The sequence below is a fragment of the Thermus neutrinimicus genome (assembly GCF_022760955.1).
In the GTDB taxonomy this organism is placed as follows: Bacteria; Deinococcota; Deinococci; order Deinococcales; family Thermaceae; genus Thermus; species Thermus neutrinimicus.
On the sequence record NZ_JAKTNU010000001.1, the window covers coordinates 330465 to 356237 of the forward strand.

The window sequence follows — 25773 nt, forward strand, 5'->3', positions numbered from 1 at the left end:
AGGGGTTTGAAAAGGCCGTATAATCCCCCCTTGTGCTGGTGCGACCCGCTCTTCTTCCCCTTTGGCCTCCTCGGGTAGGGGACCTCTTTGGCCGGGAAGGGCCCTTGGTCCTCGAGGTGGGCTTTGGCGACGGGCGCTTCACCGCGGAGCTTGCCAAGGCCCAGCCGGACTGGCTCATCCTGGGGGCCGAGGTCTCGGCGGCCAGTGTCCTTAGGGCCTATAGGCGCCTGAAGCGCGAGGGCATTGGGAACGTGCGCCTTTACCACGGACAAGGTCCCTTCGCCCTACGGAACCTGGTGCCGCCTGGAAGCCTGAAGCGGGTGATCGTCAACTTCCCCGATCCCTGGCCCAAAAAGCGGCACCAGGAAAGAAGGCTTTTGCAGGAGGGCTTTTTCCGCAGGCTTTCCACCCGGCTTCTGGCAGGTGGGGACCTCCTCCTCACCACGGATCACGAGGAGTACTTCCACTTTGCCCTGGCGGAGGCGGAACGAACCGGGCTTTACCGGGTGGAGGTGAAGGACCCTCCCGAGGCCCATCTCCGCACCAAGTACGCCCTCAAGTGGCGGGAGGCAGGCCGCACCTTTTTCCATGCGGTCTTCACCAAGGTGGCCGAGGATCCCACGCCTTGGCCGCCCACGAGGAGGTATGAGGTGGCCCATGCGCTGTTAAAGGGGGAACTGCCCAAGGACCTGGCCCTTGCCAGGGTGCCCCTTCCCATCCCCGGGGGGGTGGCGGTCTTTCTGGAGGTGGCCCGGGGGGAGGAGGGGTTTTACGTGCTCACCCATGTGGAGGAGGAGGACCTCACCCAGGACCTGCTTTTAGAGGTGCGGAGGAGTTCCCACGGAATTTATGCGGGGGTGAGCCGCTTTGGTAGCCCCCTCATCACCGAGGGGGTGAAGGAGGCGGTGCGGGCCTTGGTGCGGGAGCTGGGGAGGAGGGGCCTAAAGGTTGTCCAGGACCATACCTAGCCCCCTAAAATAGCCCTATGCACGCCCACGTGATCCTGGCCGCCGGGCAGGGGACCCGCATGAAGTCCCGCCTGCCCAAGGTGCTCCATCCCCTTCTCGGCAAGCCCATGCTGGCCTATGCGGTGGAAACCGCCCTGGCCCTGGAACCCCAGAGGCTGGTGGTGGTGGTGGGGCATGGGGCCGAGCAGGTGACGGAAGCCCTAAAGCCCTATCCGGTGGAGGTGGCGGTGCAAAGGGAGCAGCTCGGCACCGCCCACGCCCTTTTGCAGGCGGAGCCCCTCTTGCAAGGCTTCCCCGGCCCCATCCTGGTCACCCAGGGGGACACCCCCCTGCTGCGCCCGGAAACCCTAAGGGCCCTTCTGGAAAGGGTGCAGGAGGGGGCAGGGATGGCCCTCCTCACCGTGGAGCTTTCTGACCCCACCGGCTACGGCCGCATCCTGCGCCGGGGGGAGGAGGTCTTGGGCAGCGTGGAGGAAAAGGATGCCTCCCCTGAGATCAAGGCCATCCGGGAGGTGAACGCCGGGGCCTATGCCTTTGACGGCCTCCTCTTCCAGGCCCTAAGGGAGGTGGGAAACGAAAACGCCGCCCGGGAGTACTACCTTCCGGACCTCATCGCCATCTACCGGGCAAAGGGGCGGAAGGTGGCGGCGGTGAAGGGGGTGGCGGAGGAGGCCCTTGGGGTGAACACCCGGGAGGAGCTTTCCCGGGTGGAAGGGGTGCTCCTCCATGCCTTGCGCCGGGAGTGGATGCGAAGGGGGGTGCGCATGATCCTTCCCGAGAGCATCTACCTGGAGGCCAGCGTGGAACTGGCCCCCGACGTGACCCTCTGGCCGGGGGTGGTGCTTAAGGGGCAAACCCGGGTCGGCGAGGGGGCGGAGGTGGGGCCCTATGCGGTCCTCGAGGACACCCTCCTGGAACCCGGGGCCCGGGTCCTGGCCCACACCGTGGCCCAGGGGGCGGTGATCGGCAGGGGGGCCGACGCCGGCCCCTTCGCCCGGCTACGCCCGGGGGCAGTCCTTGGGGAAGGGGCCCACGTGGGCAACTTCGTGGAGGTGAAGAATAGCCTCCTCCACCCGGGGGTCAAGGCGGGGCATCTGGCCTATCTGGGGGATGCGGAGGTGGGGGAGGGCACCAACATCGGGGCGGGGGTCATCACCGCCAACTACGATGGGAAGCGCAAGCACAAGACCTTCATCGGCAAGGGAGCCTTCATCGGTTCCAACAGCGTGTTGGTGGCCCCGGTGCGGGTGGGGGATGGGGCCATGGTGGGGGCGGGAAGCGTGGTCACCCACGATGTGCCCGAGGATGCCTTGGCCATCGCCCGGGAGCGGCAGCGGAACCTATTGGGCTATGCCCGCAGGAAACGGGAGGAGGGCTGATCCCAGCCCGGTGCCACCGCTTTCCCAAGGCCGGGGTGGGGAAGGATAAGAAAGGCTTCACCCTCATTTCAGGCCAGGTGGTAAACTAGGAAATATGAACCTGGGCATGCCGGAAATCCTGGTGATCCTGGTGGTGGCCCTCCTCATCTTCGGGCCCAAGAAGCTCCCCGAGCTTGGCCGTTCCTTGGGCCAGAGCATCCGGGAGTTCAAGCGGGGGGCTCAGGAGATCCGCGAGGAGCTGGAGAAGAGCGTGGACGTGCGGGAAGATAAGGGCCCCGAAGGGGCTAGGTTGGCTAGGGAAGATAAGGGCCCCGAAGGGGCTAGGCTGGCTAGGGAGGAGCTAAAGCCCAAGCCCGTTTCTGAGGCTCCCAGCAAGGCCCCGGAGGTTAGCGAAGCGCAAGAGGAGCGCAAGGCTTGAAGGAAGCACCCCTGGTTGAACACCTCGAGGAGCTCCGGACCCGCATCCTCTGGTCCCTGTTGGCCTGGGTGGTGGGCACGGGGGTGGCCTGGAGCTTCAGGGTCCAGCTTCTGGAGTGGCTGAAGCGTCCCTTGGACCTGGCGGCCAAGCAGAACAGCATCCAGGTGAACCTCATCGTCTTGGACATCACCGAGCCCTTCTTGGTTTCCTTGAAGGTGGCGGCCTTCGGGGGACTGGTGTTGGCCCTGCCCTTCATCGTCTACCAGGTCTGGGCCTTCATCGCCCCTGGGCTTTACGAGCACGAGAAGCGCCTGGCGGCGCCCTTCTTGCTGGGGGCGGGGTTTAGCTTTGCCGCGGGAGCCCTTTTCGCCTACTATGGCTTCCTGCCCTTCGCCATCCCCTTTCTCTTGGGCTTTCTGGGCGAGGTCATCACCCCGCAGATCTCCATCGGCCGTTACATGGGCCAGGTCCTCATGATGATGGGGGTCATGGGCCTGGTCTTTGAGATGCCGGTGGTGAGCTATCTGCTGGCCCGCCTGGGGATCCTTTCCTCCGCTTTCTTGGCCCGCAATTGGCGGATCGCCGTGGTCCTCCTCCTCACCCTGGCGGCCCTCATCACCCCCACGGTGGACGTGGTGTCCTTGGCCATCGTCACCGGGCCCCTTCTGGTCCTCTACTGGGTCTCCGTGCTGGTGGCCAGGGTGGCGGAGCGGGCTAGGCCCAAGGAAGAAGCCGCTTGACACCTCTCGGGGCTTTGCCCCATAGAATAGCCCATGGACGAGCGCATCCTGGCCCTGCGCAAGGAGGTGGACCGGGTTAACCGGGAGATCCTGCGCCTCCTCTCCGAACGGGGAAGGCTGGTGCAGGAGATCGGCCGCATCCAGACCGAGCTTGGCCTACCCCACTACGACCCCAAGCGGGAGGAGGAGATGCTGGCCTACTTGACCGCGGAAAACCCCGGTCCCTTCCCCCCGGAAATCATCCGCAAGCTTTTTAAGGAGATCTTCAAGGCCAGCCTGGACCTCGAGGAGCGGGAGGACCAGAAGAAGTTCCTCTACTCCCGCAAGCACAAGCCCGAGCCCACCCGGGTGCGGGTGGGGCCCGTGACCTTTGGGGAGAAGCCCCTCCTCATCGCTGGACCCTGCTCCATCGAGTCCGAGGAGCAGATAATGGAAACCGCCCGCTTCCTTTCCGCCAAAGGGGTCAGGGTCTTAAGGGGCGGGGCCTTCAAGCCCCGGACCAGCCCCTATGGCTTCCAGGGCCTGGGGGTGGAGGGGCTAAGGCTCGGCCGCAAGGCGGCGGAGGCCTTCGGCATGGTCTTCGTCACCGAGGTCATGGACACCCGGGACGTGGAGGTGGTGGCGGAGTACGCGGATATCCTCCAGATCGGGGCCCGGAACATGCAGAACTTCCCCCTCCTCAAGGAGGTGGGCCGCTCGGGCAAGCCCGTCCTTCTCAAGAGGGGGCTTTCCGCCACCATGGAGGAGTGGTTCTACGCCGCCGAGTACATCCTGAGCCAGGGCAACGAGCAGGTGATCCTGGCGGAAAGGGGCATCCGCACCTTTGAGCGTTGGACGCGAAACACCCTGGACCTTTCCGCCGTGGCTTTGGCCAAGCAGGAAACCCACCTGCCGGTGGTGGTGGACGTGACCCATGCCGCCGGACGCACGGACCTCCTGGCTCCCCTGGCCCGGGCGGCCTTGGCGGTGGGGGCGGATGGGGTGCACGTGGAGGTCCACCCTAACCCCAAGGTGGCCCTTTCCGATAACCAACAGCAGATGGACCTCGGGCAGTTTGAGGCCTTCCTAAAGGCCATAGAGGACCTCCTAGGGGCGTGAATGGGCTTTTTGGATAACCTTCTGAACGCCTTCCTCAAGGCCACGGACCCCAGGCCTAGGTACACGGAAACCCGTTGCCTCCTCTACAAGAACAGCGTGGGGGGGTGCGACCGTTGCTACCAGGCCTGTCCCAAGGGGGCGGTGCGCCTGGAAAGCTTCCGGGTGGAGCTGGACGAGGTGCTCTGCACCGGGTGTGGCCTGTGCACGGGGGTCTGCCCGGGGGTGGCCCTGGAGTATCCCTTGGGGGGTATCCAGGAGGCCTTGATCCGCGGCAAGGGGCAGATCCGTTGCTCCAAGGCGGAGGGCAAGGGGGAGGAGGTCTTGTGCCTGGGCCGCCTGACCCCAGGGCTTTTGGCGGAGGCGGGAAGCCGCTTTGGTAGGGTTGTTCTGGCCCGGGGGGAGTGCGCTAGCTGTAGGATCGGGGGGCCTTTCGTGCCCGAGCACTTGGAGGCGATGGTGGAGGAGGCCCAGCGCTACCACCCCGTGGAGGTGCAGGTGGTGCAGGGGGAGCTTCCCGGGGAGAAGGTGGGCCGTAGGGAGCTCTTCCAGGCCCTTATGGGAAGCGCCAAGCGCACCGCCGCCGACCTGGTGCCCGAGCCTCCCCTGGCCGCGGAACCGGAGGAGAAGGGCCTGCCGGCGGAGCTTCGCCTACGCCTTCTTGCCGCCGGGCGGGCTTCTGAGGTGCGCTGGCCCAGGATCCGGGTGGAGGAGGGGTGCACCCTTTGCCCGGTCTGCACCAACGTCTGCCCCACGGAGGCGGTCTATAGGGTGCGGGAGGGGGAGGAGTACGCCTTAAGGCTGAAGGTGGAAGCCTGCACGGGATGCGGGGCTTGTGTGGAAAGCTGCCCGCCCCAGGTGATCCGCCTCGAGGCGGCGGGTAAGGAGGAGATACTCCAGGAACTTGAGCTTTACCGGGGAAAGCCCCCCTGGTACGACCTATAGAATCCTCCCATGCGGCTGCACCACGTGGGCATTGCGGTGGAGAGCTTGGAGGAGGCCAAGGCCCGGTATGGGCTTTTGGGCTTCGGCGTGGTGGCGGAAGGGGAGGTGGCCTCCCAGGGGGTGCGGGTGGCCATGCTCCGGGGGAAGGGGGAGACCCTTTTGGAGCTCCTCGCCCCTTTGGGGCCGGATACCCCGGTGGGGCGCTTCCTGGCCAAGCGGGGCCCTGGGCTTCACCATCTGGCCTTCGCCACCTCCCGGATTGAGGAGGAGCTGGCCCGGCTGAAGGCGGCAGGGGCCAGGCTCATCGACGAGGTCCCCCGTCCGGGTTTTGGCGGGCACCGGGTGGCCTTCCTCCACCCCAGCTTTGGCCTTGGGGTGCTTTGGGAACTGGTGGAGACGGAGGGTGCGTAGGCCAGGGTTCCGCTGGGTGCCGGCCCTCCTCGCCTTGGGGGAGATGGGGCTACTTTGGTGGCTTTCGGACCAGCCCGCCACCGGGATGGGCTTGCCCCATCCCTGGGACAAGGGGGCCCATTTCGCCGCCTATGGGCTTTTGGGCTTCCTCCTGGGGATGGCCCTTGGGGATTTCCGCCCCGCCTTTTTCCTGGCGGCCCTCTACGGGGTGGTGGACGAGGCGCACCAGAGCCTCGTCCCGGGGCGGGAGGCCTTCGGCTGGGACCTGGTGGCGGACTTCCTGGGGGCTTACCTGGGGGCTAGGTGGGGGGGTAGATGGGGAGCTCCAAAAGCCTTCCCCCCTTAGCGGAGGCGGCCAGGAGGATGGCCTCGGCGATGAGCTCAGGGGCGATCCAGCGGCTGGGATCGGCCTCCGGCATGGCCTTCCGGTTGGCCTCGGTGTCCAGGGTGCCCATGGGGTAGAGGAGAAGGAAGCGCACCCCCTGCACCTCCCCTTGGAGGGAGCGGACCAGGCTGCCCAGGGCGGTCTTGGCCATGGTGTAAAGGGCTTTTCCCGGGCCTATCCCCGTCCAGGCGGGTCCGGCGGCGATGGCGGCGAAAAACCCTTGGCCTCGAGTCTCTAGGTAGGGCAGGGTGGCCCTGAGGAGGTTGAAGGTGGTGCGCAGGTTCAGGTCCAGAAGCCAGTCGTAAAGCCCAGGGTCCGAGTCCAGGAAGCGCCCGGCGGCAAACCCCCCCACGGTGTGCACCACCCCAAAAAGGGGCGCCTCCCGCTCCACAAAGCGGGCCAAGGCCTCGGCCTCCTCGAGCCGGGTGAGGTCGGCCACGAAGGTCCTGGCCCCGTAGGCCCGGGCCCGTTCCGCCATGCGTTCCTCCCGGGGGTCGGAGAGGAAAAGCCGGGCCCCGGCCCGATGAAGGGCAGGGATCACCGCCCGGGCCAAGGCTCCGCCAGCCCCCGTGACCAAGAAGGCTTTACCCTGGAGCATGCCTCATTCTACCGGGATGAAGGCCAGGGAAGTGGGGCTAAAGCCCAAACCTTGGTTGCGGAGGAAGAGAGGCGGGGAGGGCACCAGATCGTAGACTTCCAGGGTTTGCCCCTGTACCAGGTAAAGGTAACCGTCCTGGCCCACCAGCCCGGCGGCGTAGGTGCGGTACTCCTGCTGCACCGGGGATTCCCTGGGCAAGAGCACCTGGAACCCCCGGCCGTAGACCACCACCCCCCCCACGGGGTCCAGGGCCAGGCGGCTTTCTTGGGGAAAGTCCCCCAGGACCTTGCGGCTGGACAAGGAATCCCCTTCCAGGGTGTAAAGCCGCACCTCGGCCAAGGTGGCGGCAAGGCCCAGCAGGCGTCCTTGAGGGCGGTCCAGCCTTAAGTCGTAAGGGCCTTGGCTCGCCTGGGGGTCCAAGGGCTTTTCCAGGCTGGGAGTACCCGAAGGGTTCTGGACGGGGCGGTAGCCCAGGGCCTGCTGGGTTATGTAGGCCAGAAGCTCCTCCCCTCCTTGGGGGAAAAGGGCCAGGCGTACCCCCGGGGGAAGGCCGGTGAGGTCGGCCTCCTCGAGGTCCCCTGAGGCGTCCAGGTTCCAGAGGAAGGCCCTTCCTGCCCTTGGGCAGTGGGCGAGAAGCCGGTTTTGCCCAAGCCGCAGGTACCCCTCGGCGCAGTCCACCCCGCTGGGGAAGGCCGCCTGGGTGGGGGAGGGTTGGGGGACGGCGTCTTCCGTGAAGCCTTGGGTGGGGTAGGCCTCGAGGCGGTCGGGGAAAAGGAGGTAGAGCCTCCCGAAGGCCTGGCTATAGGCCAGGTCCTGAAGGCCCGGGGTGGTCCAGGCGCCCACGGGGGTGGCGGTGCCCCCTTGAAGCCCCTGGGCCCGGTAAAAGCGCACCTCCCCCTCCCCTCCCATGGCCACCAGGGCGGGAAGGGGAGGTTCCTGGCTTCCCGTGCAGGCGCCCAGGAAAAAGGCCAGCACCCCTATGACCGGGTAAAAGGGCCAAATCCGCCTCATGGTCCGCCTCCCTGCCTCACCCCCTCCTCGGAAAGGAGAAGCCCCGCCGCCTGCCCCCCGTAGAGGAAGGCCAGGCCCACGCTTCCCTTGGCGGCGTCCAGGGTGAAGCGCATGGCCCAGCAACACCGGTCCAGGACCAGGATGAAGCGGGGCTTTAGGGGTTTTCCCGGAAGGTTTTGCGTGAGCAGGGCCGCCAGGTGGAGCTTGGTGTTCTCCCGGCCCAAGAAGGTGAAGGTGGGTCCGAAGTTGCGTAAGGATAGGGCGTAGCCCTCGGGCCGTTGGGGTTGGCGCGTATAGCTGAGGCTTCCCGAAAGGGAAAGCCCAGGGATGGCGCCTTCCCCCGCTTCGTCCGCGGGGCGAGGTCCCCAAAGCTCCACTCCCCCGCTAAAGGTGGCGTCCTTTAAGTAGGTGTCCTTGTCCTCCACCTCAGGCAGGTGGAGGTTGGCGTTTAGGCGGAAGCCCACCTCGGGAAGGGCCTGGGTCAAGCCCAGGCGCAGGTTGGTGGCCCGGAAGCCCTCCTGGTACCGCCCGGAAAGCTCCAGGTCCACCAGGGGGCCTGGGGCGACCCCGAAGCGGTAGTCCAGGGCATAACCAAGGGCCTTGGGGTCCAGGCTGGCCCGTAGAGAGAGGCTTTCCGGGCCAAGGATGGCCTGGCCTTGCAGGGCTAGGGTGTCCGCCTGCCAGTCCCGCTGGGCCCTAAGGGTGTAGGCGGCAACTCCCTCCCGCAGGGCGTAGGTGAGATCGGTGGTGAGGGCCCCTTTGCCGTTCAGGTCGTGGCGGTGGGCGAGGTTGAGGCTTCCCCCGGGGAGGGCGTAGCCTGCCTGCAGGAGGAGGGGGTCAAAGAGGGCCTTAGGATGGTCAAAGCGGAGGCTGGCCCTGAGGGAGAAGGGGTAGGGGGTGAGGCCCCCCTCGAGGCGGGTTTCCAAGGGGCCTTCCCCCTCCAGGCCCCGCTTGTGGTAAAGGCTCAGGCTAAACCCTGGGTCTTGTAGGGCGGCCTGGGCCTCCAAGGGGAGGTACCTTCCTCCCTCCAGGTCCTTGCCCCCTTTGAGGCTCAGGCTCAGGGGTCTTTCCTGAAACCCCAGGGCCAGGGTGGCCTGGTGGCTCCGCCTTTGCGGCAGGGCGTCAAAGCGGAAGGGGGTTTCCCCCTCTTGGACGCTCCGGGCATAGCCCACCTCCACGCTGAACCCGCCCAGGCTTTGCCGCAGGCTGGCGGAGGTGGTCCAGTCCACCTGGCGCTCGTGCTCCCCATCGGGGTTTTGCGTGGTGTAGTAAAACCCCCGGAAACGGTTTTCTGCCCGGAGGGTGGCCCCGGGCCAGGGGGAGAGGGAAAGGCTTTCGCTGTGGGAAAGGAGGGCCCTTCCCGCCTCGGCATAGGGCCCGAGGGCCCGGGCGGAGCGGTTTAGGGGGTTGGTCTCCGCCAGGTACCGGCCCAGGATGAAGCCGGCCTGCAGGCCAAAGGGGCCTTCCCGGAGCACGGGGCTTTGGGCCTCCACCTCGGGCAGGCGCTGGAGGGTGCGGGGGGGCGGGGTGGCGGGGTCATGGTCCAAGAAGCCCTCCATCCTCAAGGCGTAGCGCCAGTCCTGGGGCGTGGGGCTGCCGGGGGAAAGGGCCTCGAGGCGGAAGCGGGTCAGCTTTTCCCGGGTATCGTCCCGCTCCACCAGGGCGCTGAGGGAAAGCTCCCGCCGCTTTAAGGCGTACTCCCCCCGGTACTGGAAGGTGTCCGGGGGAGTGTGGAGGAAAAAGTAGCGCTCCTTGGCCTCCCCGGTGCCCTGGTGGTCAAAGCCGAAGCCGTAGCCCCGGCCCTGGTAGTAGGAAAGGAGGGTGAACCCCAGGCCGAACCCGGCCACGTAGGGCAGGGCGGCCTTCAGGTAAAAGCCCCCTTCGTCCTGGCCCACCTCCCACCGGGGCCGGCGCTCGGAGAGGAATAGGAGGAGGACGGGGAGCTCCAAAACAGGCTTCTCCTGCACCAAAACCACCACCCCCCGGGCCACCACCCGGTCCCCTGGATACAGCACGATCTCCTGGGCGCGGAAGGCGTAGTCGGGCACCTCCTGACCGCAAGGGGCGCAAGGGGTGGCGTAGCCCCGTTCCAGGAGGATGGCCCCTGCCACCCGCTGGCACAGGGGGCCGGTGAGCAGGAGGTCCTTGGCTTCTAGGCGCACCTGGAGGGCGTCAAAGCTTTCGTCAGAGAGGTCTAGCTGGAGCTCCTCCGCCTCCACAAGCCTTCCCTCCCGGTCCCGGTAGCGCACCCCTTCCGAGAGGAGGAGGAGCTTCCGGGTGCGGAAGTAGGTGGCCCTTCCCGCCTCCAGGGCCTCCCCATCCCGCTCCAGGCGCACGGGGTTGCCCGTGAGCACATAGACCTCCTCCCCCTCTTCCTGCCTCAGCTCCAGTTTGTCCGCCTCCAGGATCCTCAACACCTTCTCCTGGGCCAGGGCCTGGGAGAAGAGGAACAGCACCCCGAGGATAACGCCAAGCCCGAGCCGGTTCACCTCCGCCCCCCCAGGAAGAGGAGGAGGCCCATGAGGCCAAAGAACAGGTTGGGCCCCCAGGCGGCCAGGATGGGATCCAAGGCGTTCTGCTCCCCCATGATCCGCCCCACGCTCCAGGTGGCGTAGTAGAGGAAGGTGAGGACCGCCACCCCTACAAGCCCCAGGCTCCGGGACCCCCCTAGCAGGTAGAAGGCGAGCCCCGTGGCGAAGAGGGCAAAGATGAGGCTGGCCGCGGGCTCGGCAAAGCGGCGGTAGTAGGTGGTGGCCTCGAGGCCCGCCTTCACCCCGCTTTCCCTAAGCCTTTTCACCTCCGCTTTAAGCTCCTTCAGGGTCATGCGGTTGGCCGGGTTCTGCCAGGGCTCAAAGGTGAGGTCTCTGAGGACCAGTTCCCCCTCTTGAAAGCGGGTCAGGGTCCTGGGCCTATCCCCCTCGTAGGTGACCCTTAGGCCCTCTCCCACCTGCAAAACCCCTCCTTGGAACCTCCCCTCCCCCGTCAGGATCACCTCCTCCTGCGAAAGGATTCTAAGCTTTCCGATCCTCTCCCGGGCCACCTCCCCCACGTAGACCACCCTGCCCCTGGCGTCCTGAAAGGTGGTGCCTGGCGTGAGAAGGGTCCTGGGCCGTTCCAGCACCTGCCTGCGAAGGAGGTCCTGCCCCTGGGCCAGGGCTTTGGGCACCAGGCTTTCTCCCAGAAGGAAGCCCAAAAGGGCCAGAAGGGCCCCCAGGGTCAAGAGGGGGAGCAGGACCCGCTCCCGCCGGATACCCAAGGCGAGAAGGGCTTTCAGCTCCGAGTCCTCGCCCAGGCGGGAGAGGAGGAAGAGCAGGGCGAAAAGGTAGGCCACGGGAGCCCCCCGCACCAGGGCCTCGGGGGTGCGGTAGAGGAGGTAGAGGAGAAGGGTGTAGGGATCCGCGCCCTTGGCCACCAGGGGGGCCAGCACCTCGTAGACCGCCCCGGCCAGGAAGAGGAGGACGATGGCCGCAAGCCCCAGGCCGAAATGGGCCAGGACCTCGCGCAGGAGGTAGCGGTCCAGGGTCTTCACCTCAGCCTCCAGGTGAGGTAAAGGGCCAAGGCAGCGAAGAAGGCATTGGGGAGGAAGGCCAGGAGAGGGTTCACGTCGTAGCGGGCAAGCTGGGCGCTCAGGGTCCAGAGCACGTAGTAGCCGAAGATGAGGAGGACGATGCTCAAGAAGGCCCAGGCGGCCTCCCGGAAGGAAAGGCCCAAGGCGGCCGCCACCAAGCCCAGGAGGAAGCCCCCAAAGGCATCCGCCAGCCGGCGATGGAAGGCGAAGCGGGCGCCGGGCTCTACCCGGCTCCTTTCCCAAAGCTCCCGCAGGGTGGTGGAGTCGTAGGGATCGCGGGAGCCCAGGCTTTCCTTGGGGCGGAACTGGGCGGGGAAGGGAAGGGTGCCGGCAAAGGGCTTGGGCCCTTCCCCCTCCAGGACGTAGCCGCGGAAGTGCCACCCCTCCTGGTCCCAGACCCCTTCCTGGCCGCTATAGATAAGGCCCTGTTCGTCCACCACCCGGATGCCGTGGAGGCGGTTTTGCCCCACCTCGGGCCGCACCTCCTCCGCATAGTAGACCCCAAGGCCCTCCACCGCGTAGAGCTGCTTGCGCAACACCCCGCTTAGGCCTCCTTCCCCGTAGAGGAGCCGGGCCAGGTGCTGGTCGTAGGCCTCGAGGGCCCGGGGGCGAAGCTCGGCCAGGTTGAGGAGGTTGAAGAGGCTCACCAGAAGGGCCAAAAGCGCCAGGGGTTTCAAAAGGGCCCAAGGGGGTACGCCCGCGGCGTAGGCGGCCTTCAGCTCCGACCCTCGGATGAGGCGGGCCAGGCCCACCAGGATGGCAAAGACCAGGCCCAAGGGAAGGGCCAGGCTTAGGGTCCAGGGCAGGCGGTAGAGGATGAGCTTGGCGATGGCCTCCACGCCAGCTCCCCGGCTGAGGAGCACCCCGGAGAGGCTGGAGAGGAGGTCAAAGGTGAGGAGGGCCACGAAAAGCAGGACCCCCACCAGGTAGGGGACCAGGACCTCCTTAAGGACATACCGGCCCAGCACCAGGCCGAGTATACGGGGCCAGGATGAGAAACAAGCGTGGGAGGCGAAAGCTTAGTGGGCAACCACGTGGATCACCGGCAGGCCGAAGCGCTCCGCCCGGCTGTGCACGTCCAGGCGGAGCCAGCGGGAAAGCCCCGGGGGCAAGGTGGCCAGGACGATGGCCTGGTACGCCCCGGGATGGGCCATAAGCTCCTCCTCCAGGGCCAGGATGGGGGAGACGTCCCCGGGCTTGGCCTCCTCCATGGCGATCCCCTGGGCCTCGAGGGCCGCCTTGGCGGCCTCTGCCTCCTCCTTGGCAAGCCTTTGGATCTCGCCCTCCTCGTAGACCCATCCCGCCGGGGGGACGGCGGGTACCAGAAGGACAAAGCGGGCCCCGGGGTCTTGGCCCCGAAGCTCAGCCAGCTTCCTGGCCAGCTCGGGGCTTTTGGCCGTGCGATGGGCCACCACCAGATACCGGGCCATGGCTTCACCTCCCTTTTCCTTGCTTCCCAGATTAGCCCGGTTCCTAAAGGGCGCCAGGACGGAGGTTACATTGTCCTGGTTTTGGTTGCCAGAGAAATAGATGGAGTCCAGCCTATTCCCGAGGATTCCTCAGTCCCCGGGGTCAGCCGGGTTCATGGGGAGGGCTGGGGGGCTCCCTGCCCCTTGGGGACGGGTTTTTCTGCATACCCCTTTACATACCGGTAAACCGTGGTATAATGGGGAAGTCAGAGGAAGAAGCCGCCTGCGGGCGGCGGTTTTGCTTTTAGGGCACCAAGGCCACCTGGGTGGCCTGCCGTTCGTGGAAGAGGCGGTGGCCCTCAGGGGCCTCCCCTTTGGGGCTCCTTTCCCAAAGGAACCGCAATCCAGCGGGGGACGTTGGCCAGGGCGCTCTTTAAGGTGATGCCCCGGCCCAAAGCGGAAAGCCAAGGGCCGTTAGATGTCCAGCTCCGCGTAGCGGGCGTGCTCCTCGATGAACTCCCGCCTGGGGGCTACTTCCTGCCCCATGAGCTTCTCAAAGAGCTCGCTGGCCTCGAGGGCGTCCTGGAGCTCCACCCTCTTCAAAACCCGCTTCTCCGGGTTCATGGTGGTCTCCCAAAGCTGCTCGGGATTCATCTCCCCCAGGCCCTTAAAGCGCTGGACCTCGTAGCTTTTCCCCTCCAGCTCCTTTAGGCGGGCGGCAAGCTCCTCGTCGGAGTAAAGGTACTCCACCTTCTTCCCCACCTGCAGGCGGTAAAGGGGCGGCTGGGCGATATACACGTGCCCCCTTTCGATCAGGGGCCGCATGTAGCGGTAGAAGAAGGTGAGGAGGAGGGTGCGGATGTGGCTTCCGTCCACGTCGGCGTCGGTCATGATGATGATCTTGTGGTAGCGGAGGCCCTCGAGGTCAAAGTGGGCTTCCTCGCCCGTACCCCCGATCCCCACCCCAATGGCCGCCACCATGGCCCGCACCTCGGCGTTTTTCAGGGCTTTGGAGAGCCCTGCCTTTTCCACGTTGAGAATCTTGCCCCTAAGGGGCAGGATGGCCTGGAAGCGCCGGTCGCGGCCCTGCTTGGCGCTTCCCCCGGCTGAATCCCCCTCCACGATGAAAAGCTCCGCCTCCTCCGGGTTTTCCGTTTGGCAGTCGGCCAGTTTCCCGGGAAGGTCGTCGGACTCCAGGGGGTTTTGCCGGCGCACCAGCTCCCGGGCCTTCCGGGCAGCCTCCCGGGCCTGGGCGGCCCGCAGGGCCTTCTCGTAGATGGTCTTGGCGATGCGGGGGTTCTCCTCGAGGACCTCGGAAAACTTTTCGTAGACCACCTGGCTTACGGCGCTCCCCGCCTCGGGGTTGAGAAGCTTCCCCTTAGTCTGGCCCTCAAACTGGGGCTGGGGTAGCTTCACGCTCACCACGGCGTAAAGCCCCTCCAGAAGGTCATCCCCGGTGGGCTGGGGGCCCTTTTCCTTGTTGAGGCCCGCCTTCTTGGCGTACTGGTTCAGGGCCCGGCTGTAGGCGTTCTTAAAGCCGGTGAGGTGGGTGCCCCCGTCCCGGGTGGGGATCATGTTGGCGTAGGTGAGGATCTCGGTGGTGTACCCCTTGGTGTGGATGAGGCCCACCTCCACCTCCACCTCCCCCTCCTGCCCCTTAAGGAGGAAGGGCTTTTCGTAAAGAAGCTCCTCCTCTTCCGCCAAGGCCTTGGCGAAGGAGGCCACCCCTCCTTTGTCCAGGAAGACGTCCTCCCGCCCGTGGATGAGGTCCTTGAAGACCAGCTTAAGCCCCGCCACCAGGTAGCTCACCTCCCGCAGGCGGGTCCGGATCTTGCTGGGGTCAAAGGCCTGGTTCCCGAAAATGAGGGGATCGGGCTTGAAGGTGACCCGGGTGCCGGTCTTGCCCTTGGGGGCGGGCCCCACCACGGCCAAGGGTTCGGTGACCTCGCCCCGGCTGAAGGCGATCCGGTGGTGCTTCCCTTCCCGGAAGACCTCCACCACCGTCCACTCGGAAAGGGCGTTCACCACGCTGGCCCCTACCCCGTGTAGGCCCCCTGAGACCTTGTAGGCGCTGCTGTCAAACTTGCCCCCAGAGTGCAGGGTGGTGTAGATGACCTCCACCGCGGGCTTACCCTCATGGGGCATCAGGTCCACGGGGATGCCCCGGCCGTTGTCCTCCACGGTGAGGGAGCCGTCGGGGTTCAAGGTGGTGAGGATCTCCGTGGCGTAGCCCGCTAGGGCCTCGTCCACGGCGTTGTCCAGGATTTCCTTGAAGAGGTGGTGGTACCCCTCTGCCCCCGTACCTCCGATGTACATGGCGGGGCGGTGGCGTACCCCCTCTAGGCCTTTGAGCACCTTGATGGCGGAAGCGTCGTAACTCACCCCCTTAGTATACCACAAAGGAAACGCGGCTTTTCCCTTAAGGATGGGCTAAGAGGGCGCGTGTTTCCGGGGAAGTGATTGGTGTCTTTGCCAATAAGGCCCGGGATCCTCCCCCTCGAGGGTGCCTTATCATGGCCCTATGCCGGTTTTGCTTTTCCTGCATGCCTCCTTGGGGTTTCTCCTCCTCCTGGCGGTCCCCGCCCTGGCCTTGGGGGGCTTGCGGGGGTTTTTCCGGCCCCTGCCTGGGGGCTTCTTTCGGGCCCTGCGGGGGGTGGCTTGGGTGGCTATCCTGCAGGTGGCCCTGGGGTTTGCCCTTTTCCTGGCCGGCCTCAGGCCGAAGGATGGCCTGCACCTCCTCTATGGTCTCCTTCTTGCGGCAGGGCTTCACTATCTGGGGGGCCTCGAGCCGGGAGGGTGGTTCTACCGGGGCCTGAAGGACCCCCCTAAGCGCCCAGAGCTCTTTGTGGCCTTGGGCCTTCTCTTCGCCGTGGGGCTTGTCCTGCGCGTGTACCTCACCGGGCGCTAGGCAAAGGGATTTGGGTCCGGGGCCATATCCTTGGGCAAGGGAACCCTCTCCAGCATCCAGCGGGTGAGGTGGGGCACCATCTCCCGGTAAAGCCCCCGGTAGTAGGCCTGGACCTCGGGGCTGTTCAGGTGGGCCACCAAGGCGTCCCCGTCCACCCCTACCCCCGCCTTGGGCAGGAGGTGGAACTCCTCCCGCCAGGGGTAAGCCCTTCCATCCCAGGCGGCCACCACCCGGTAGTGGCGGGTGTTGGCCACCACCAGGTGGGGGGTGGCGTAGAAGGGCTTCAGGAGCCCCACGGCCTCCTTGGGGAAGTAGAGGCCGGAGTAGGGGGTCTCGTAGTCGATCTCCCCCGGCCTCAGGTTCCTCCCCGTGAGCACGGGGACCAGGCCGGGGCCTGGGGCGGTGCGGGTGAGGGGGTGGGCCCGGACCTGGGGGCTACGGGCGGCGAAGTGGATGTGGAAAAGCGCCCCCAGGGGCACCCCCTTCCGCTCCATCTCCAGGGCCTGGGGGTGGGGGAAGCGGATGGGCTCCCCCCGCCAGGCGGGGTCCTCCAGGAGAAGGGCGGGCTGGAGCGGTCCATTTGGGGGAGGGGCCCCAAAGCGGAGGCCCTCGGCGTCATAAAGCCGCAGGCCCCTCCCCCCCTTCCTGAAGCGGACCACCGCGGCCACCACCTTGACCCCGGGGAAGGCCCGGCCCAGGTAGTAGACCTCCGTCTCCCCTTCCCGGGAAAGGAAGGCCCTGAGCTTGCGGAACTCCTCCAGGACCATCCAGCCCGCGGGGACCACATAGACCAGCATCCCGCCGGCCTCGAGGAGGCGCACCCCCTTCTCCAGGAAGGCCCCGTAGAGGTTGTACCGCCCGTGCCAGGTGGCGAAGCGCTCGCGGTAGAGCCTCCGCCTTTCGGGGGAGAAGCGGGCTCCCGCCCCCAGGGCCCCGTAGGGTGGGTTGCCCAGGATGAGGTGGAAGGCGGTGCCGGGTTCCCAGAGGAGGAAGTCCTCCAGGTGGGCCTCCGCCCAGGGGGGAGGGTCAAAGACCAGGGGGTCCACCTCGAGGGCGTGGAAGCGGTAGCCGGTGCCGTGGGCCTCCCGGAAGGCCCGCAGGAAGGGGGCGTGGGCGCAGGCGGGCTCCAGGACCTTTCCCCCCTTGGGGGCCTCCGCCAGGGAGACCATGAAGTCCACCAGGGGCCCGGGGGTGGAAACGCGGCCCAGGGTGCGGGGGCTTGTGGGCATGGCGATCAAGGGATCACCCCGAGCTTCCGGCCCACTTTCTCGTAGGCCTCGAGGGCCTTGTCCAGCATCTCCTTAGTGTGGGCGGCGGTGACGATGTTGCGGATACGGGCCTTTCCCCTGGGTACCGTAGGAAAGCCGATACCCACGGCGAAAACTCCCTCTTTCAGGAGGAGGCGGCTCGCCTCAAAGGCCAAGGGGGCCTCCCCGAAGAGCACGGGGGTGATGGGGGTCTGGCTTCCCAAGGTGTCGTAGCCCAGGCGGGCAAGCTCCCCCTTGAAGTAGCGGGTGTTCTCCCAGAGCCTTTCCACCCGTTCCGGTTCCTTTTGGATGAGCTCCAAGGCCCCCAAAAGGGCCCCCACCACCGCCGGGGGGTGGCTGGTGGAGAAGAGGAGAGGCCGGGCTTTGTTGATGAGGAGGTCCTTGAGCGCCGACGCCCCGGCGGCGTACCCCCCCACCACTGCCCAGGCCTTGGAGAGGGTGGCCACCTGGATCACGTCGGGGTCCTGGTGGAAGCCAAAGTGGTGCACCGTGCCCTTGCCCTTTTCCCCCAGGACGCCGCTTCCGTGGGCATCGTCCACGTAGACCACCGCCCCGTACTTCTTGGCCAGGGGCACGATGCGGTCCAAGGGGGCGATGTCCCCGTCCATGGAGAAGACCCCGTCGGTGACGATGAGCTTAAGGCCTTCGGTGTCGTGGGCCTTCAGGAGTTCCTCCAGATGCGCCACATCGGCGTGGCGAAACACCAGGCGGGTGGCCTTGGTGAGGCGGAGGCCGTCGATGATGCTGGCGTGGTTCAGCTCGTCGGAGAAGACCAGGTCCCCCTCCTGGAGCAAGGCGCCCAGAACCCCCTGGTTGGCGGTGAAACCCGACTGCAGGACCAAGGCGCTTTCCGTGCCCTTGAAGCGGGCCAGGGCCTCTTCCAGCTCCAGGTGGTAGGTGAAGGTGCCGGCAATGGTGCGCACGGCTCCACTTCCCGCCCCCCACCGCTCCAGGTACTGGCGGGCTTTCTCCTTCAGGTAGGGGTGGTTGGCAAAGCCCAGGTAGTTGTTGGAGGCCAGGTTCACCACCTCCCGTCCCTCCACCCGGGTTACGGGTTCCTGGGGAGCCTCGAGGACCCTGGGGCGTATGTACAACCCCTCCTGCCTTAACCTTTCCAGCTCGCTTTCCACGCGGGCACGCAAGGACAGGCTCATGACCCTATCTAACCCCGGGGGCGGGTTCCTGGCAAGCTGCACCGGGACTTCCGGGTGTCTCTTACCTTCTCCTGACCCCGAGGGACTAACCTAAGTAGGGAGGTGGGAGCGCTTCCATGACCGTGGACCGATCCATACCGAGGGAATCCTGGCAGGTGGAATACGAGGCGGAGCGCCTGGAGCGGCGGGCCAGGCTTCTGGAGCTGGTTCACCGGTTTAAAGGGGAACCCGACACCCTCCTCCCCTTCCACAAGGCCCTGGCCCTGCGGCCCAGGGAGGAGCATCACCTTGGGCTTCGATCCATCCAGGTGGATAGGGTGGTGGGTTCGGTGGACCGCTACGAGGATTTCCACCGCCACTTCCTTCCGCGAACCCCCCACACCCTGGAGCGCTGGAAGCGCCTTAGGGCGCTCCAGCTTTCAGGGGTGGAGTTTCCCCCTATTGAGGTGTACCAGGTGGGGGAAGCCTACTTCGTCAAGGACGGCCACCACCGGGTGGCCTTGGCCAAGGCCACGGGCCAGAAGTTCATCGATGCTTACGTGATCGCCCTGGGGGTACCGGTGCCGGTGGAACCTGGGGATACTGTGAAAGACCTTATCCTCAAGGCCGAGTATGCCGATTTCCTGATAAAAACACGCCTAAAGGAGCTCATTCCCCCGGAGGAGTTCTTCGAAATCCGCTTTACCACTCTGGGCCGCTACGACCTTCTTCTAGACCACATCGCCACTCGGCGATACTTCAAGGGTTTGGAGGAGGGGCGAGAGGTTCCTTGGGAGGAAGCGGTGAAGGACTGGTACCGGAACCTTTACCGACCCACGGTAGAGGCCATCCGCCAGCTGGGTCTGTTGAAGGACTTCTCTGGCCGAACCGAGGCCGATCTCTACCTGTGGGTGATGGACCACCGCTACTTTCTGGCCCTGGAGCTGGGAGTAGAACCTGCTCCTCTGGAGGCGGCCCGTTCCTACGAGGCCCAGTTTGGGCCCTGGTGGAAGCGGCTTGGGGGGTGGCTCAAGGGCTTTTACCTGGCAACGGGGCAGGGCGGAGGAGGAAGGGGTTGAGAGGCGGCTTTGGAAGGTCCCTACGGGGGGATGGCTTGACTTTCCGCCGACGGTGGCCCATCCTGTATACAGGATGCAGACGTTAGGCTTCCGCCGGCCCAACCAGGTGCGGGAGGCCGTGTACCGGCACCTCAAAGACCTGCTCCTCTCCGGAAGGTTTGCCCCGGGGGAAAGGCTTTCCGAGCCCCTCTTAGCCCAGGAGCTCGGGGTTTCCCGCACCCCCGTGCGGGAAGCCCTCATGCGCCTTGCCGAGGAGGGCCTGGTGGAGCTGGTGCCGGGCCGGGGGGCCAGGGTGCGGATCTTCAGCCCGGAGGAGGTGGAGGAGGTCTACGGGGTGCGGGCCCTTCTGGAGGGGGAGGCGGCCCGGGAGGCGGCCCTTAGGGCCACCCCTTGGGAGCTTGCTGACCTCGAGGCCCACCTTAGGGCCATCGACGAAGCCCCTCCTGAGGACTACCCCGAGCAGATGCGCCGGGACCTGGAGTTCCACCGGGCCCTGGTGCGGCTTTCCGGGAACAAGACCCTTTACCGCCTCTACGAGGACCTCCTTTCCAGCCTAGCCCTGGCCCGGAGCGCCCTGCCCACCCTGTCCCAAGAGGAGGCCACCCGCAGGGAGCACCAGGCTATCCTCGAGGCCCTAAAGAGGCGGGACCCCCAAGGGGCCAAAGGGGCGGTGGAGGCCCACGTGTACCGCTTCCGCGACCTGGTGGTGGCCAGGCTTAGGAAAGGAGGGGTATGAATCTGGATTTGTTCTACCGTCAGGCGGTGCTCTCCGTGGCGGGAAACCCCGCGGTGGAGGCCCTCATCAAGACCCGGGCCAGAAGCCTGGTGCGGCGCTACGTGGCGGGGGAGACCCTGGAGGAAGCCCTTTTGGCAGCGGAAAGGCTCGAGGCCCAGGGGGTCCACGCCATCTTGGACCTCCTGGGCGAAATGGTGAGGAGCGAGGAGGAGGCCCGCGCTTTCCAGAAGGGGATCCTGGAGCTCATCCGGGCGGTGGCCGGGCGCCCCTGGCCCAAGTACGTGTCCTTAAAGCTTACCCAGCTTGGGCTGGACCTTTCCGAGGCCCTGGCCCTGGAGCTTCTTCGGGGAATCCTCGAGGAGGCGGAGCCCAAGGGAGTCTTCATCCGCATCGACATGGAGGACTCCCCCCGGGTGGAGGCCACCTTGCGCCTCTACAAGGCCTTGCGGGAGGAGGGCTTCAGCGGGGTGGGGGTGGTTTTGCAAAGCTACCTGTTCCGCACGGAAAAGGATTTCTGGGAGCTCTTGCCCTACCGGCCCAACCTGCGTCTGGTGAAGGGGGCCTACCGGGAGCCCAAGGAGGTGGCCTTCCAGGATAAGCGCCTTATAGACGCCGAGTTCTTGCACCTGGGGAAGCTTTCCCTGAAGGAGGGGCTTTACGTGGCCTTTGCCACCCACGATCCCCGGCTCATCGCCGAGGTGAAGCGCTACACGGAGGCCATGGGCATCCCCAAGGACCGCTTTGAGTTCCAGCTCCTCTTTGGGGTGCGCCCCGAGGAGCAAAGGCGCCTGGCCCAGGAGGGGTACACCGTGCGGGCCTACGTGCCCTACGGCACCCACTGGTACCCCTACCTAAGCCGGCGCATCGCGGAACGGCCAGAAAACCTGTTTTTGGTGCTGAGAAGCCTCTTAGGGGGCTAAAGGAGGTACGGCATGACGGTGGAACCTTTCCGCAACCAGCCCATAGAGACCTTCCAGACGGAGGAGGCCAAGCGGGAGATGCGGGAGGCCTTAAGGCGGGTCAGGGCCGAGTTCGGCCGCCACTATGGCCTCTACATCGATGGGGCCTGGGTGGATACCCAGGAGAAGATCCAGTCCCTAAACCCCTCGGCCCCCAGCGAGGTGGTGGGGAGCACCGCCAAGGCGGGGCCTTCCGAGGCGGAAGCCGCCCTGGAGGCCGCCTGGAGGGCCTTTAGGACCTGGAAGGACTGGCCCCAAGAGGACCGCAGCCGCCTCCTCCTGAAGGCGGCCGCCCTCATGAAAAGGAGGCGGCGGGAGCTGGAGGCCACCTTGGTCTACGAGATCGGCAAGAACTGGCTCGAGGCCAGCGCCGAGGTGGCCGAGGCCATCGACTTCCTGGAGTACTATGCCCACCAGGCCCTCAAGTACAAGTACCCCTCCGTGGAGGTGGTGCCCTACCCCGGGGAGGATAACGAAAGCTTTTACATTCCCTTGGGGGCTGGGGTGGTCATCGCCCCCTGGAACTTTCCCATCGCCATCTTCACCGGGATGCTGGCTGGGCCCGTGGCGGTGGGGAACACCGTGGTGGCCAAGCCCGCGGAGGACACGGTGGTCATCGCCGCCAAGGTCTTTGAGATCCTTCACGAGGCGGGCTTCCCTCCGGGGGTGGTGAACTTCCTGCCCGGCAAGGGCAGCGAGGTGGGAGCCTACCTGGTGGAGCATCCCAGGACCCGGTTCATCAACTTCACTGGGAGCCTCGAGGTGGGGCTTGGGATCCACGAGAGGGCGGCCAGGCTGGCCCCGGGCCAGCGGTGGATCAAGCGGGTCTTCCTGGAGCTGGGCGGGAAGGACGCCATCATCGTGGATGAGACCGCGGACTTTGATGCGGCCACGGAGGGCATCCTCATCTCCGCCTACGGCTTCCAGGGGCAGAAGTGCTCGGCGGCAAGCCGGCTCATCGTCACGGAGAAGGCCTTTGAACCCTTGATGGAAAGGGTCTTGCGGCGGGCCGAGGGCCTGGTGGTGGGCCCCGCCGAGGAGAACCCCGACCTGGGCCCCGTGGCCAGCCGGGCCCAGGAGAAAAAGGTCCTTTCCTACATCGAGATCGGCAAGGGGGAAGGCCAGCTGGTCCTCGGGGGGGAGCGCCTGGAAGGGGAGGGCTACTTCATCGCCCCCACCATCTTCACCGAGGTACCCCCCACGGCCAGGATCGCCCAGGAGGAGATCTTCGGCCCCGTGCTTTCCGTGATCCGGGTGAAGGACTTCGGGGAGGCCCTCGAGGTGGCCAACAACACCGTCTATGGCCTCACGGGTGGGGTTTACTCCCGCAAGCGGGAGCACCTGGAGCGGGCCCGGCGGGAGTTCCACGTGGGGAACCTGTACTTCAACCGCAAGATCACCGGGGCCTTGGTGGGCGTCCAGCCCTTCGGCGGCTTCAACCTTTCCGGCACCGACACCAAGGCCGGGGGGCCCGACTACCTTCTCCACTTCCTGCAGATGAAGACGGTGGCCGAGAGGTTCTGATGCCGCCTTGATGCCCGGCTCCCCCTGGACGCCAGGGGAGGCTTGGGCTATCCTGGGAACATGAGCCCGCTTCCCGCCCTTTGGTGGCCCGGCTAGGTCCCGGGGGGCGGGTGGGCGTGTTTCCCCGGGGCTAGGCCCCGGGGTTTTTGCAAGGAGGGGCATGGAGACCATAAGGCCTTTTCGCAAAACCCTCTTGGCGGACCTGGAAACCCCTGTGACCGCTTACCTGAAGCTCTCCGAGAAGGCCCCGGTGAGCTTTCTTCTGGAGTCGGTGGAGCGGGGAAGGCAAAGCCGCTTCTCCATCATCGGGGTGGGGGCGAGGCGCACCTTCCGCCTGAAGGACGGGGTCTTCACGGTGGACGGGGAACGGGTGGAGACCCAAGACCCCTTGCGCACCCTCTACGAGGCGGTTCATGCTCCTTTAGAGCGCCACCCCGACCTGCCCCCCTTCTTCGGGGGGGTGGTGGGGTACGCCGCCTACGACCTCGTCCGCTACTACGAGCGCCTTCCCTCCCTCAAGCCCGACGACCTGGGCCTCCCCGACCTCCTCTTCGTGGAGCCCGAGGTGGTGGCGGTCTTTGACCACCTGAAAAACCTCCTGCACCTGGTGGCCCCGGGGTGGGACCTCGAGGAGGCCGAGGTCCGCCTCCAATGGGCGGAAAGGAAACTGAAAGGCCCGCTTCCCGGCGTGCCCGGGGAGCGGCCGGGGGGAAGGGCCCGCTTTGAGCCCGACATGAGCCGGGAGGAGTACCTAAGGGCGGTGGAAAGGGCTTTGGAGTACATCCGCGCCGGGGATATCTTCCAGGTGGTCCTCTCCTTACGGCTTTCCTCCCCCCTTACCGTGCACCCCTTTGCCCTTTACCGGGCCCTTAGGAGCGTGAACCCAAGCCCGTACATGGGCTACCTGGACCTGGGGGAGGTGGTCTTGGTCTCGGCGAGCCCCGAAAGCCTTCTCCGTTCCGATGGCCGCAGGGTGGTCACCAGGCCCATCGCCGGCACCCGGCCCCGGGGGAAGGACGAGGAGGAGGATAGAAGGCTTTCAGAGGAGCTGCTAAAGGACGAGAAGGAAAGGGCCGAGCACGTGATGCTCCTGGACCTCTCCCGCAACGACATCGGCCGGGTTTCCGCCTTCGGCACGGTGCGGGTCCTGGAGCCCATGCACGTGGAGTACTACTCCCACGTGATGCACCTGGTGTCCACGGTGGAAGGGCTGTTGGCGGAGGGGAAGACCCCCTTGGATGCCTTAGCCAGCGTCCTCCCCATGGGTACGGTTTCGGGAGCCCCCAAGATCCGGGCCATGGAGATCATCGAGGAGCTGGAGCCGCACCGCCGGGGGCCCTATGGGGGAAGCTTCGGGTACCTGGCCTACGACGGGGCTATGGACGTGGCCTTGACCCTGCGCACCTTCGTGATCGGGGGCGGGTGGATGCACGTGCAGGCGGGGGCGGGCATCGTGGCGGACTCGGTGCCGGAAAGGGAGTACGAGGAGTGCTGGAACAAGGCGAAGGCCCTTTTGAAGGCGGTGGAGATGGCGGAGGAGGGGCTATGAGGGTTTTGGTGGTGGACAACTACGATAGCTTCACCTACAACCTGGTGCAGTACCTGGGAGAGCTTGGGGCACGCCCCGTGGTCTGGCGGAACGACCAGTTTGCCCTCGAGGACGTGGAGGCCCTGGATCCCGACCGCATCCTCATCAGCCCGGGTCCTTGCACCCCCTTGGAGGCGGGTCTTTCCCTGCCCTTGATCAGCCGCTACGCCCCCCGCTATCCCATCCTGGGGGTCTGCCTGGGGCACCAGGCCATCGGCATGGCCTTCGGGGGCAAGGTGGTGCCGGCCCCGGTGATCATGCACGGCAAGGTGAGCGAGATCCACCACGACGGCACGGGCCTCTTCCGGGGTCTTCCCAACCCCTTCCCCGCCACCCGCTACCACTCCCTGGTGGTGGAGGAGGTGCCGGAGGAGCTCTTGGTGAACGCCTGGGTGGAGGAAAAGGGCCCCGAAGGGGCTAGGTTGGCTAGGGGGGATAAGGGCCCCGAAGGGGCTAGGTTGGCTAGGGGGGAGGTGGGGAAGAGGACGGTGATGGGCTTTCGCCACCGCCAGTATCCCACCCACGGGGTGCAGTTCCACCCGGAAAGCTATCTCACGGAAGCGGGTAAGATCATCCTTAAGAACTTTTTGGAGGATCCATGGAGGCCGTGAAGAAGGCGCTTTTGGGCGAGGTGCTCACCGAGGAGGAGGCCCATGGCCTCATGGGGGCCATGATGGCCGGGGAGCTTTCCCCGGTGAAGGTGGCGGGGGTGCTCACCGCCATGGCCCTGAGGGGGGAGACCCCTTCGGAGATCGCCGCCATGGCCCGGGCCATGCGGGAAGCAGCCCGGCGTATCCCCGTAAGCCGCAGGCCCCTTCTGGACATCGTGGGCACCGGGGGGGACCACCAGGGGCTATTGAACCTCTCCACCCTAGGGGCCCTGGTGGCGGCGGCGGGAGGGGTGGCGGTGGCCAAGCATGGGAACCGGGCGGCAAGCTCCAAGGCGGGCTCGGCGGACCTCCTCGAGGCCCTAGGGGTCAACCTGGAGGCCCCCCCGGAGCGGGTGGGCGAGGCCATTGAGGAGCTGGGCTTTGGCTTTCTCTTTGCCCGCCTCTTCCACCCCGCCATGCGCCACGTGGCCCCCGTGAGGGCCGAGCTGGGCATCCGCACCGTGTTCAACCTGCTGGGCCCCCTCACCAACCCTGCGGGGGCGGACCGGTACGTGCTCGGGGTTTTTAGCCCGCGGTGGCTTTTCCCCATGGCCGAGGCCCTGGGCCACCTGGGGGCCAAGGGGTTGGTGGTCCACGGCCAGGGGGCGGACGAGCTCATCCTGGGGGAAAACCAGGTGGTGGAGGTGGGAAAAGGGGCTTATACCCTCGCCCCTGAGGAGGTGGGGCTGGAGCCTTTCCCCCTCGAGGCCCTAAGGGGTGGCTCCCCGGAGGAGAACGCCCATCTGGCCATAAGGATCCTAAAGGGGGAGGAGAGGGGCCCTCATGCCCAAGGGGTGGCCCTGGCGGCGGGGGCGGGCTTCTACGCGGCGGGGAAGGTGGCCAGCTTGCGGGAGGGGGTGCGCCTGGCCCAGGAGGTCCTGGCCTCCGGGGAGGCCTACGGGCTTTTGGAGCGGTACGTGGCCTTCCTGCAGGGTTGATGCGCCCAGGCGCGAAGGGTGTGGCCCCTCGGCTTGGCGATAGCCCAAACGGCCAAGCCTAGG

At 66.4% G+C, this 25773-nt stretch carries 24 protein-coding genes and 1 pseudogene; 16 read left to right on the plus strand and 9 right to left on the minus strand.

Features of this window, described 5'->3' with window-relative positions; genetic code table 11:
* The first annotated feature begins 32 nt into the window (after positions 1-32).
* The 8 genes and pseudogenes from trmB to L0C59_RS01810 all read left to right on the plus strand — a co-directional run bounded on the left by trmB (position 33) and on the right by L0C59_RS01810 (position 6302).
* Complete coding sequence (trmB, locus tag L0C59_RS01775) at positions 33-968, plus strand: tRNA (guanosine(46)-N7)-methyltransferase TrmB (RefSeq protein WP_243089453.1); 936 nt, start codon at positions 33-35, stop codon at positions 966-968.
* 17 nt (positions 969-985) lie between these two features.
* Positions 986-2347: a bifunctional UDP-N-acetylglucosamine diphosphorylase/glucosamine-1-phosphate N-acetyltransferase GlmU gene (gene glmU / locus L0C59_RS01780; protein WP_243089455.1), complete on the plus strand. Its 1362-nt coding sequence runs from the start codon at positions 986-988 to the stop codon at positions 2345-2347.
* A 94-nt stretch (positions 2348-2441) separates the two neighbouring features.
* Positions 2442-2651, plus strand: a pseudogene (locus L0C59_RS01785) (TatA/E family twin arginine-targeting protein translocase); the annotation flags it as partial.
* A 110-nt stretch (positions 2652-2761) separates the two neighbouring features.
* Positions 2762-3505 (plus strand): twin-arginine translocase subunit TatC, encoded by a 744-nt coding sequence (tatC, locus tag L0C59_RS01790; RefSeq protein WP_243089457.1) that lies wholly within the window; start codon positions 2762-2764, stop codon positions 3503-3505.
* 33 nt (positions 3506-3538) lie between these two features.
* Positions 3539-4603 (plus strand): bifunctional 3-deoxy-7-phosphoheptulonate synthase/chorismate mutase, encoded by a 1065-nt coding sequence (locus tag L0C59_RS01795; RefSeq protein WP_243089459.1) that lies wholly within the window; start codon positions 3539-3541, stop codon positions 4601-4603.
* Positions 4604-5545 (plus strand): 4Fe-4S binding protein, encoded by a 942-nt coding sequence (locus L0C59_RS01800; RefSeq protein WP_243089461.1) that lies wholly within the window; start codon positions 4604-4606, stop codon positions 5543-5545. It abuts the gene before it with no gap.
* 9 nt (positions 5546-5554) lie between these two features.
* Positions 5555-5956, plus strand: a complete 402-nt coding sequence (gene mce / locus L0C59_RS01805) for a methylmalonyl-CoA epimerase (protein WP_243089462.1) — start codon at positions 5555-5557, stop codon at positions 5954-5956.
* A gap of 43 nt (positions 5957-5999) precedes the next feature.
* Positions 6000-6302 (plus strand): VanZ family protein, encoded by a 303-nt coding sequence (locus tag L0C59_RS01810; protein WP_243089464.1) that lies wholly within the window; start codon positions 6000-6002, stop codon positions 6300-6302.
* Here L0C59_RS01810 and L0C59_RS01815 read toward each other — a convergent pair.
* The 7 genes from L0C59_RS01815 to L0C59_RS01845 all read right to left on the minus strand — a co-directional run bounded on the left by L0C59_RS01815 (position 6256) and on the right by L0C59_RS01845 (position 15309).
* A complete protein-coding gene (locus L0C59_RS01815) occupies positions 6256-6939 on the minus strand; it encodes an SDR family oxidoreductase (RefSeq protein WP_243089465.1) in 684 nt (227 codons plus the stop codon). The two genes, L0C59_RS01810 and L0C59_RS01815, sit on opposite strands and share 47 nt — an antisense overlap.
* Before the next feature lie 3 nt (positions 6940-6942).
* Positions 6943-7950 carry a hypothetical protein gene (locus L0C59_RS01820; RefSeq protein ID WP_243089466.1) on the minus strand — a complete coding sequence of 336 codons (1008 nt, stop codon included), beginning with the start codon at positions 7948-7950 and terminating at the stop codon, positions 6943-6945.
* Positions 7947-10439 carry an LPS-assembly protein LptD gene (locus L0C59_RS01825; RefSeq protein ID WP_243089467.1) on the minus strand — a complete coding sequence of 831 codons (2493 nt, stop codon included), beginning with the start codon at positions 10437-10439 and terminating at the stop codon, positions 7947-7949. The genes L0C59_RS01820 and L0C59_RS01825 overlap by 4 nt, the downstream gene beginning before the upstream one ends.
* Positions 10436-11479: an LptF/LptG family permease gene (locus tag L0C59_RS01830; protein WP_243089468.1), complete on the minus strand. Its 1044-nt coding sequence runs from the start codon at positions 11477-11479 to the stop codon at positions 10436-10438. The genes L0C59_RS01825 and L0C59_RS01830 overlap by 4 nt, the downstream gene beginning before the upstream one ends.
* Positions 11476-12486, minus strand: a complete 1011-nt coding sequence (locus tag L0C59_RS01835) for an LptF/LptG family permease (RefSeq protein ID WP_243089469.1) — start codon at positions 12484-12486, stop codon at positions 11476-11478. Before L0C59_RS01835 ends, L0C59_RS01830 begins: the two co-directional genes overlap by 4 nt.
* Before the next feature lie 51 nt (positions 12487-12537).
* The gene (locus L0C59_RS01840) at positions 12538-12948 is read right to left on the minus strand and encodes a hypothetical protein (protein WP_243089471.1); all 411 of its coding nucleotides are present in this window, start codon (positions 12946-12948) and stop codon (positions 12538-12540) included.
* Between the two features lie 453 nt (positions 12949-13401).
* Positions 13402-15309: a DNA topoisomerase subunit B gene (locus L0C59_RS01845; RefSeq protein ID WP_243089474.1), complete on the minus strand. Its 1908-nt coding sequence runs from the start codon at positions 15307-15309 to the stop codon at positions 13402-13404.
* A 139-nt stretch (positions 15310-15448) separates the two neighbouring features.
* Between L0C59_RS01845 and L0C59_RS01850 the strand changes: the two genes are divergently transcribed.
* Entirely contained in the window at positions 15449-15835 is a 387-nt protein-coding gene (locus L0C59_RS01850; protein WP_243089476.1) for a hypothetical protein, read from the plus strand.
* Here the strand turns inward: L0C59_RS01850 and L0C59_RS01855 are convergent.
* Together L0C59_RS01855 and L0C59_RS01860 are read right to left on the minus strand one after the other, a co-directional pair.
* On the minus strand, positions 15832-17064 hold the full coding sequence (locus tag L0C59_RS01855) for a TaqI-like C-terminal specificity domain-containing protein (RefSeq protein WP_243089477.1): 1233 nt from the start codon (positions 17062-17064) through the stop codon (positions 15832-15834). The genes L0C59_RS01850 and L0C59_RS01855 overlap by 4 nt on opposite strands.
* Before the next feature lie 5 nt (positions 17065-17069).
* Positions 17070-18257, minus strand: coding sequence for a glycine C-acetyltransferase (locus L0C59_RS01860; RefSeq protein WP_243089478.1), 1188 nt, complete (start codon positions 18255-18257; stop codon positions 17070-17072).
* A 116-nt stretch (positions 18258-18373) separates the two neighbouring features.
* On the opposite strand from L0C59_RS01860, the gene L0C59_RS01865 reads away from it, so the two are divergent.
* From L0C59_RS01865 to trpD, 7 genes are all read left to right on the plus strand, one after another.
* Positions 18374-19315: a transcriptional regulator gene (locus L0C59_RS01865; protein ID WP_243089479.1), complete on the plus strand. Its 942-nt coding sequence runs from the start codon at positions 18374-18376 to the stop codon at positions 19313-19315.
* A 73-nt stretch (positions 19316-19388) separates the two neighbouring features.
* Complete coding sequence (locus L0C59_RS01870) at positions 19389-20051, plus strand: GntR family transcriptional regulator (RefSeq protein ID WP_243089480.1); 663 nt, start codon at positions 19389-19391, stop codon at positions 20049-20051.
* Positions 20048-20971 carry a proline dehydrogenase gene (locus L0C59_RS01875; RefSeq protein WP_243089481.1) on the plus strand — a complete coding sequence of 308 codons (924 nt, stop codon included), beginning with the start codon at positions 20048-20050 and terminating at the stop codon, positions 20969-20971. Before L0C59_RS01870 ends, L0C59_RS01875 begins: the two co-directional genes overlap by 4 nt.
* 12 nt (positions 20972-20983) lie before the next feature.
* Positions 20984-22534 carry an L-glutamate gamma-semialdehyde dehydrogenase gene (gene pruA / locus L0C59_RS01880; protein WP_243089482.1) on the plus strand — a complete coding sequence of 517 codons (1551 nt, stop codon included), beginning with the start codon at positions 20984-20986 and terminating at the stop codon, positions 22532-22534.
* A gap of 160 nt (positions 22535-22694) precedes the next feature.
* On the plus strand, positions 22695-24083 hold the full coding sequence (trpE, locus tag L0C59_RS01885; RefSeq protein WP_243089483.1) for an anthranilate synthase component I: 1389 nt from the start codon (positions 22695-22697) through the stop codon (positions 24081-24083).
* Positions 24080-24733 carry an anthranilate synthase component II gene (locus L0C59_RS01890; protein WP_243089484.1) on the plus strand — a complete coding sequence of 218 codons (654 nt, stop codon included), beginning with the start codon at positions 24080-24082 and terminating at the stop codon, positions 24731-24733. Before trpE ends, L0C59_RS01890 begins: the two co-directional genes overlap by 4 nt.
* Entirely contained in the window at positions 24721-25710 is a 990-nt protein-coding gene (gene trpD / locus L0C59_RS01895; RefSeq protein ID WP_243089487.1) for an anthranilate phosphoribosyltransferase, read from the plus strand. Before L0C59_RS01890 ends, trpD begins: the two co-directional genes overlap by 13 nt.
* The last annotated feature ends 63 nt before the right edge of the window (positions 25711-25773 follow it).

What these genes read in the sequence shown, in the direction of transcription:
- L0C59_RS01795 (WP_243089459.1), top strand. Translation starts at nt 3,539, where the DNA reads ATGGACGAGCGCATCCTGGCCCTGCGCAAGGAGGTGGACCGGGTTAAC.
- L0C59_RS01840 (WP_243089471.1), bottom strand. Translation starts at nt 12,948, where the DNA reads ATGGCCCGGTATCTGGTGGTGGCCCATCGCACGGCCAAAAGCCCCGAG.
- mce (WP_243089462.1), top strand. Translation starts at nt 5,555, where the DNA reads ATGCGGCTGCACCACGTGGGCATTGCGGTGGAGAGCTTGGAGGAGGCC.
- L0C59_RS01855 (WP_243089477.1), bottom strand. Translation starts at nt 17,064, where the DNA reads ATGCCCACAAGCCCCCGCACCCTGGGCCGCGTTTCCACCCCCGGGCCC.
- glmU (WP_243089455.1), top strand. Translation starts at nt 986, where the DNA reads ATGCACGCCCACGTGATCCTGGCCGCCGGGCAGGGGACCCGCATGAAG.
- L0C59_RS01800 (WP_243089461.1), top strand. Translation starts at nt 4,604, where the DNA reads ATGGGCTTTTTGGATAACCTTCTGAACGCCTTCCTCAAGGCCACGGAC.
- L0C59_RS01875 (WP_243089481.1), top strand. Translation starts at nt 20,048, where the DNA reads ATGAATCTGGATTTGTTCTACCGTCAGGCGGTGCTCTCCGTGGCGGGA.
- L0C59_RS01820 (WP_243089466.1), bottom strand. Translation starts at nt 7,950, where the DNA reads ATGAGGCGGATTTGGCCCTTTTACCCGGTCATAGGGGTGCTGGCCTTT.
- L0C59_RS01815 (WP_243089465.1), bottom strand. Translation starts at nt 6,939, where the DNA reads ATGCTCCAGGGTAAAGCCTTCTTGGTCACGGGGGCTGGCGGAGCCTTG.
- L0C59_RS01850 (WP_243089476.1), top strand. Translation starts at nt 15,449, where the DNA reads ATGCCGGTTTTGCTTTTCCTGCATGCCTCCTTGGGGTTTCTCCTCCTC.
- L0C59_RS01860 (WP_243089478.1), bottom strand. Translation starts at nt 18,257, where the DNA reads ATGAGCCTGTCCTTGCGTGCCCGCGTGGAAAGCGAGCTGGAAAGGTTA.
- L0C59_RS01890 (WP_243089484.1), top strand. Translation starts at nt 24,080, where the DNA reads ATGAGGGTTTTGGTGGTGGACAACTACGATAGCTTCACCTACAACCTG.
- trpD (WP_243089487.1), top strand. Translation starts at nt 24,721, where the DNA reads ATGGAGGCCGTGAAGAAGGCGCTTTTGGGCGAGGTGCTCACCGAGGAG.
- trpE (WP_243089483.1), top strand. Translation starts at nt 22,695, where the DNA reads ATGGAGACCATAAGGCCTTTTCGCAAAACCCTCTTGGCGGACCTGGAA.
- L0C59_RS01870 (WP_243089480.1), top strand. Translation starts at nt 19,389, where the DNA reads ATGCAGACGTTAGGCTTCCGCCGGCCCAACCAGGTGCGGGAGGCCGTG.
- pruA (WP_243089482.1), top strand. Translation starts at nt 20,984, where the DNA reads ATGACGGTGGAACCTTTCCGCAACCAGCCCATAGAGACCTTCCAGACG.
- L0C59_RS01810 (WP_243089464.1), top strand. Translation starts at nt 6,000, where the DNA reads ATGGGGCTACTTTGGTGGCTTTCGGACCAGCCCGCCACCGGGATGGGC.
- L0C59_RS01865 (WP_243089479.1), top strand. Translation starts at nt 18,374, where the DNA reads ATGACCGTGGACCGATCCATACCGAGGGAATCCTGGCAGGTGGAATAC.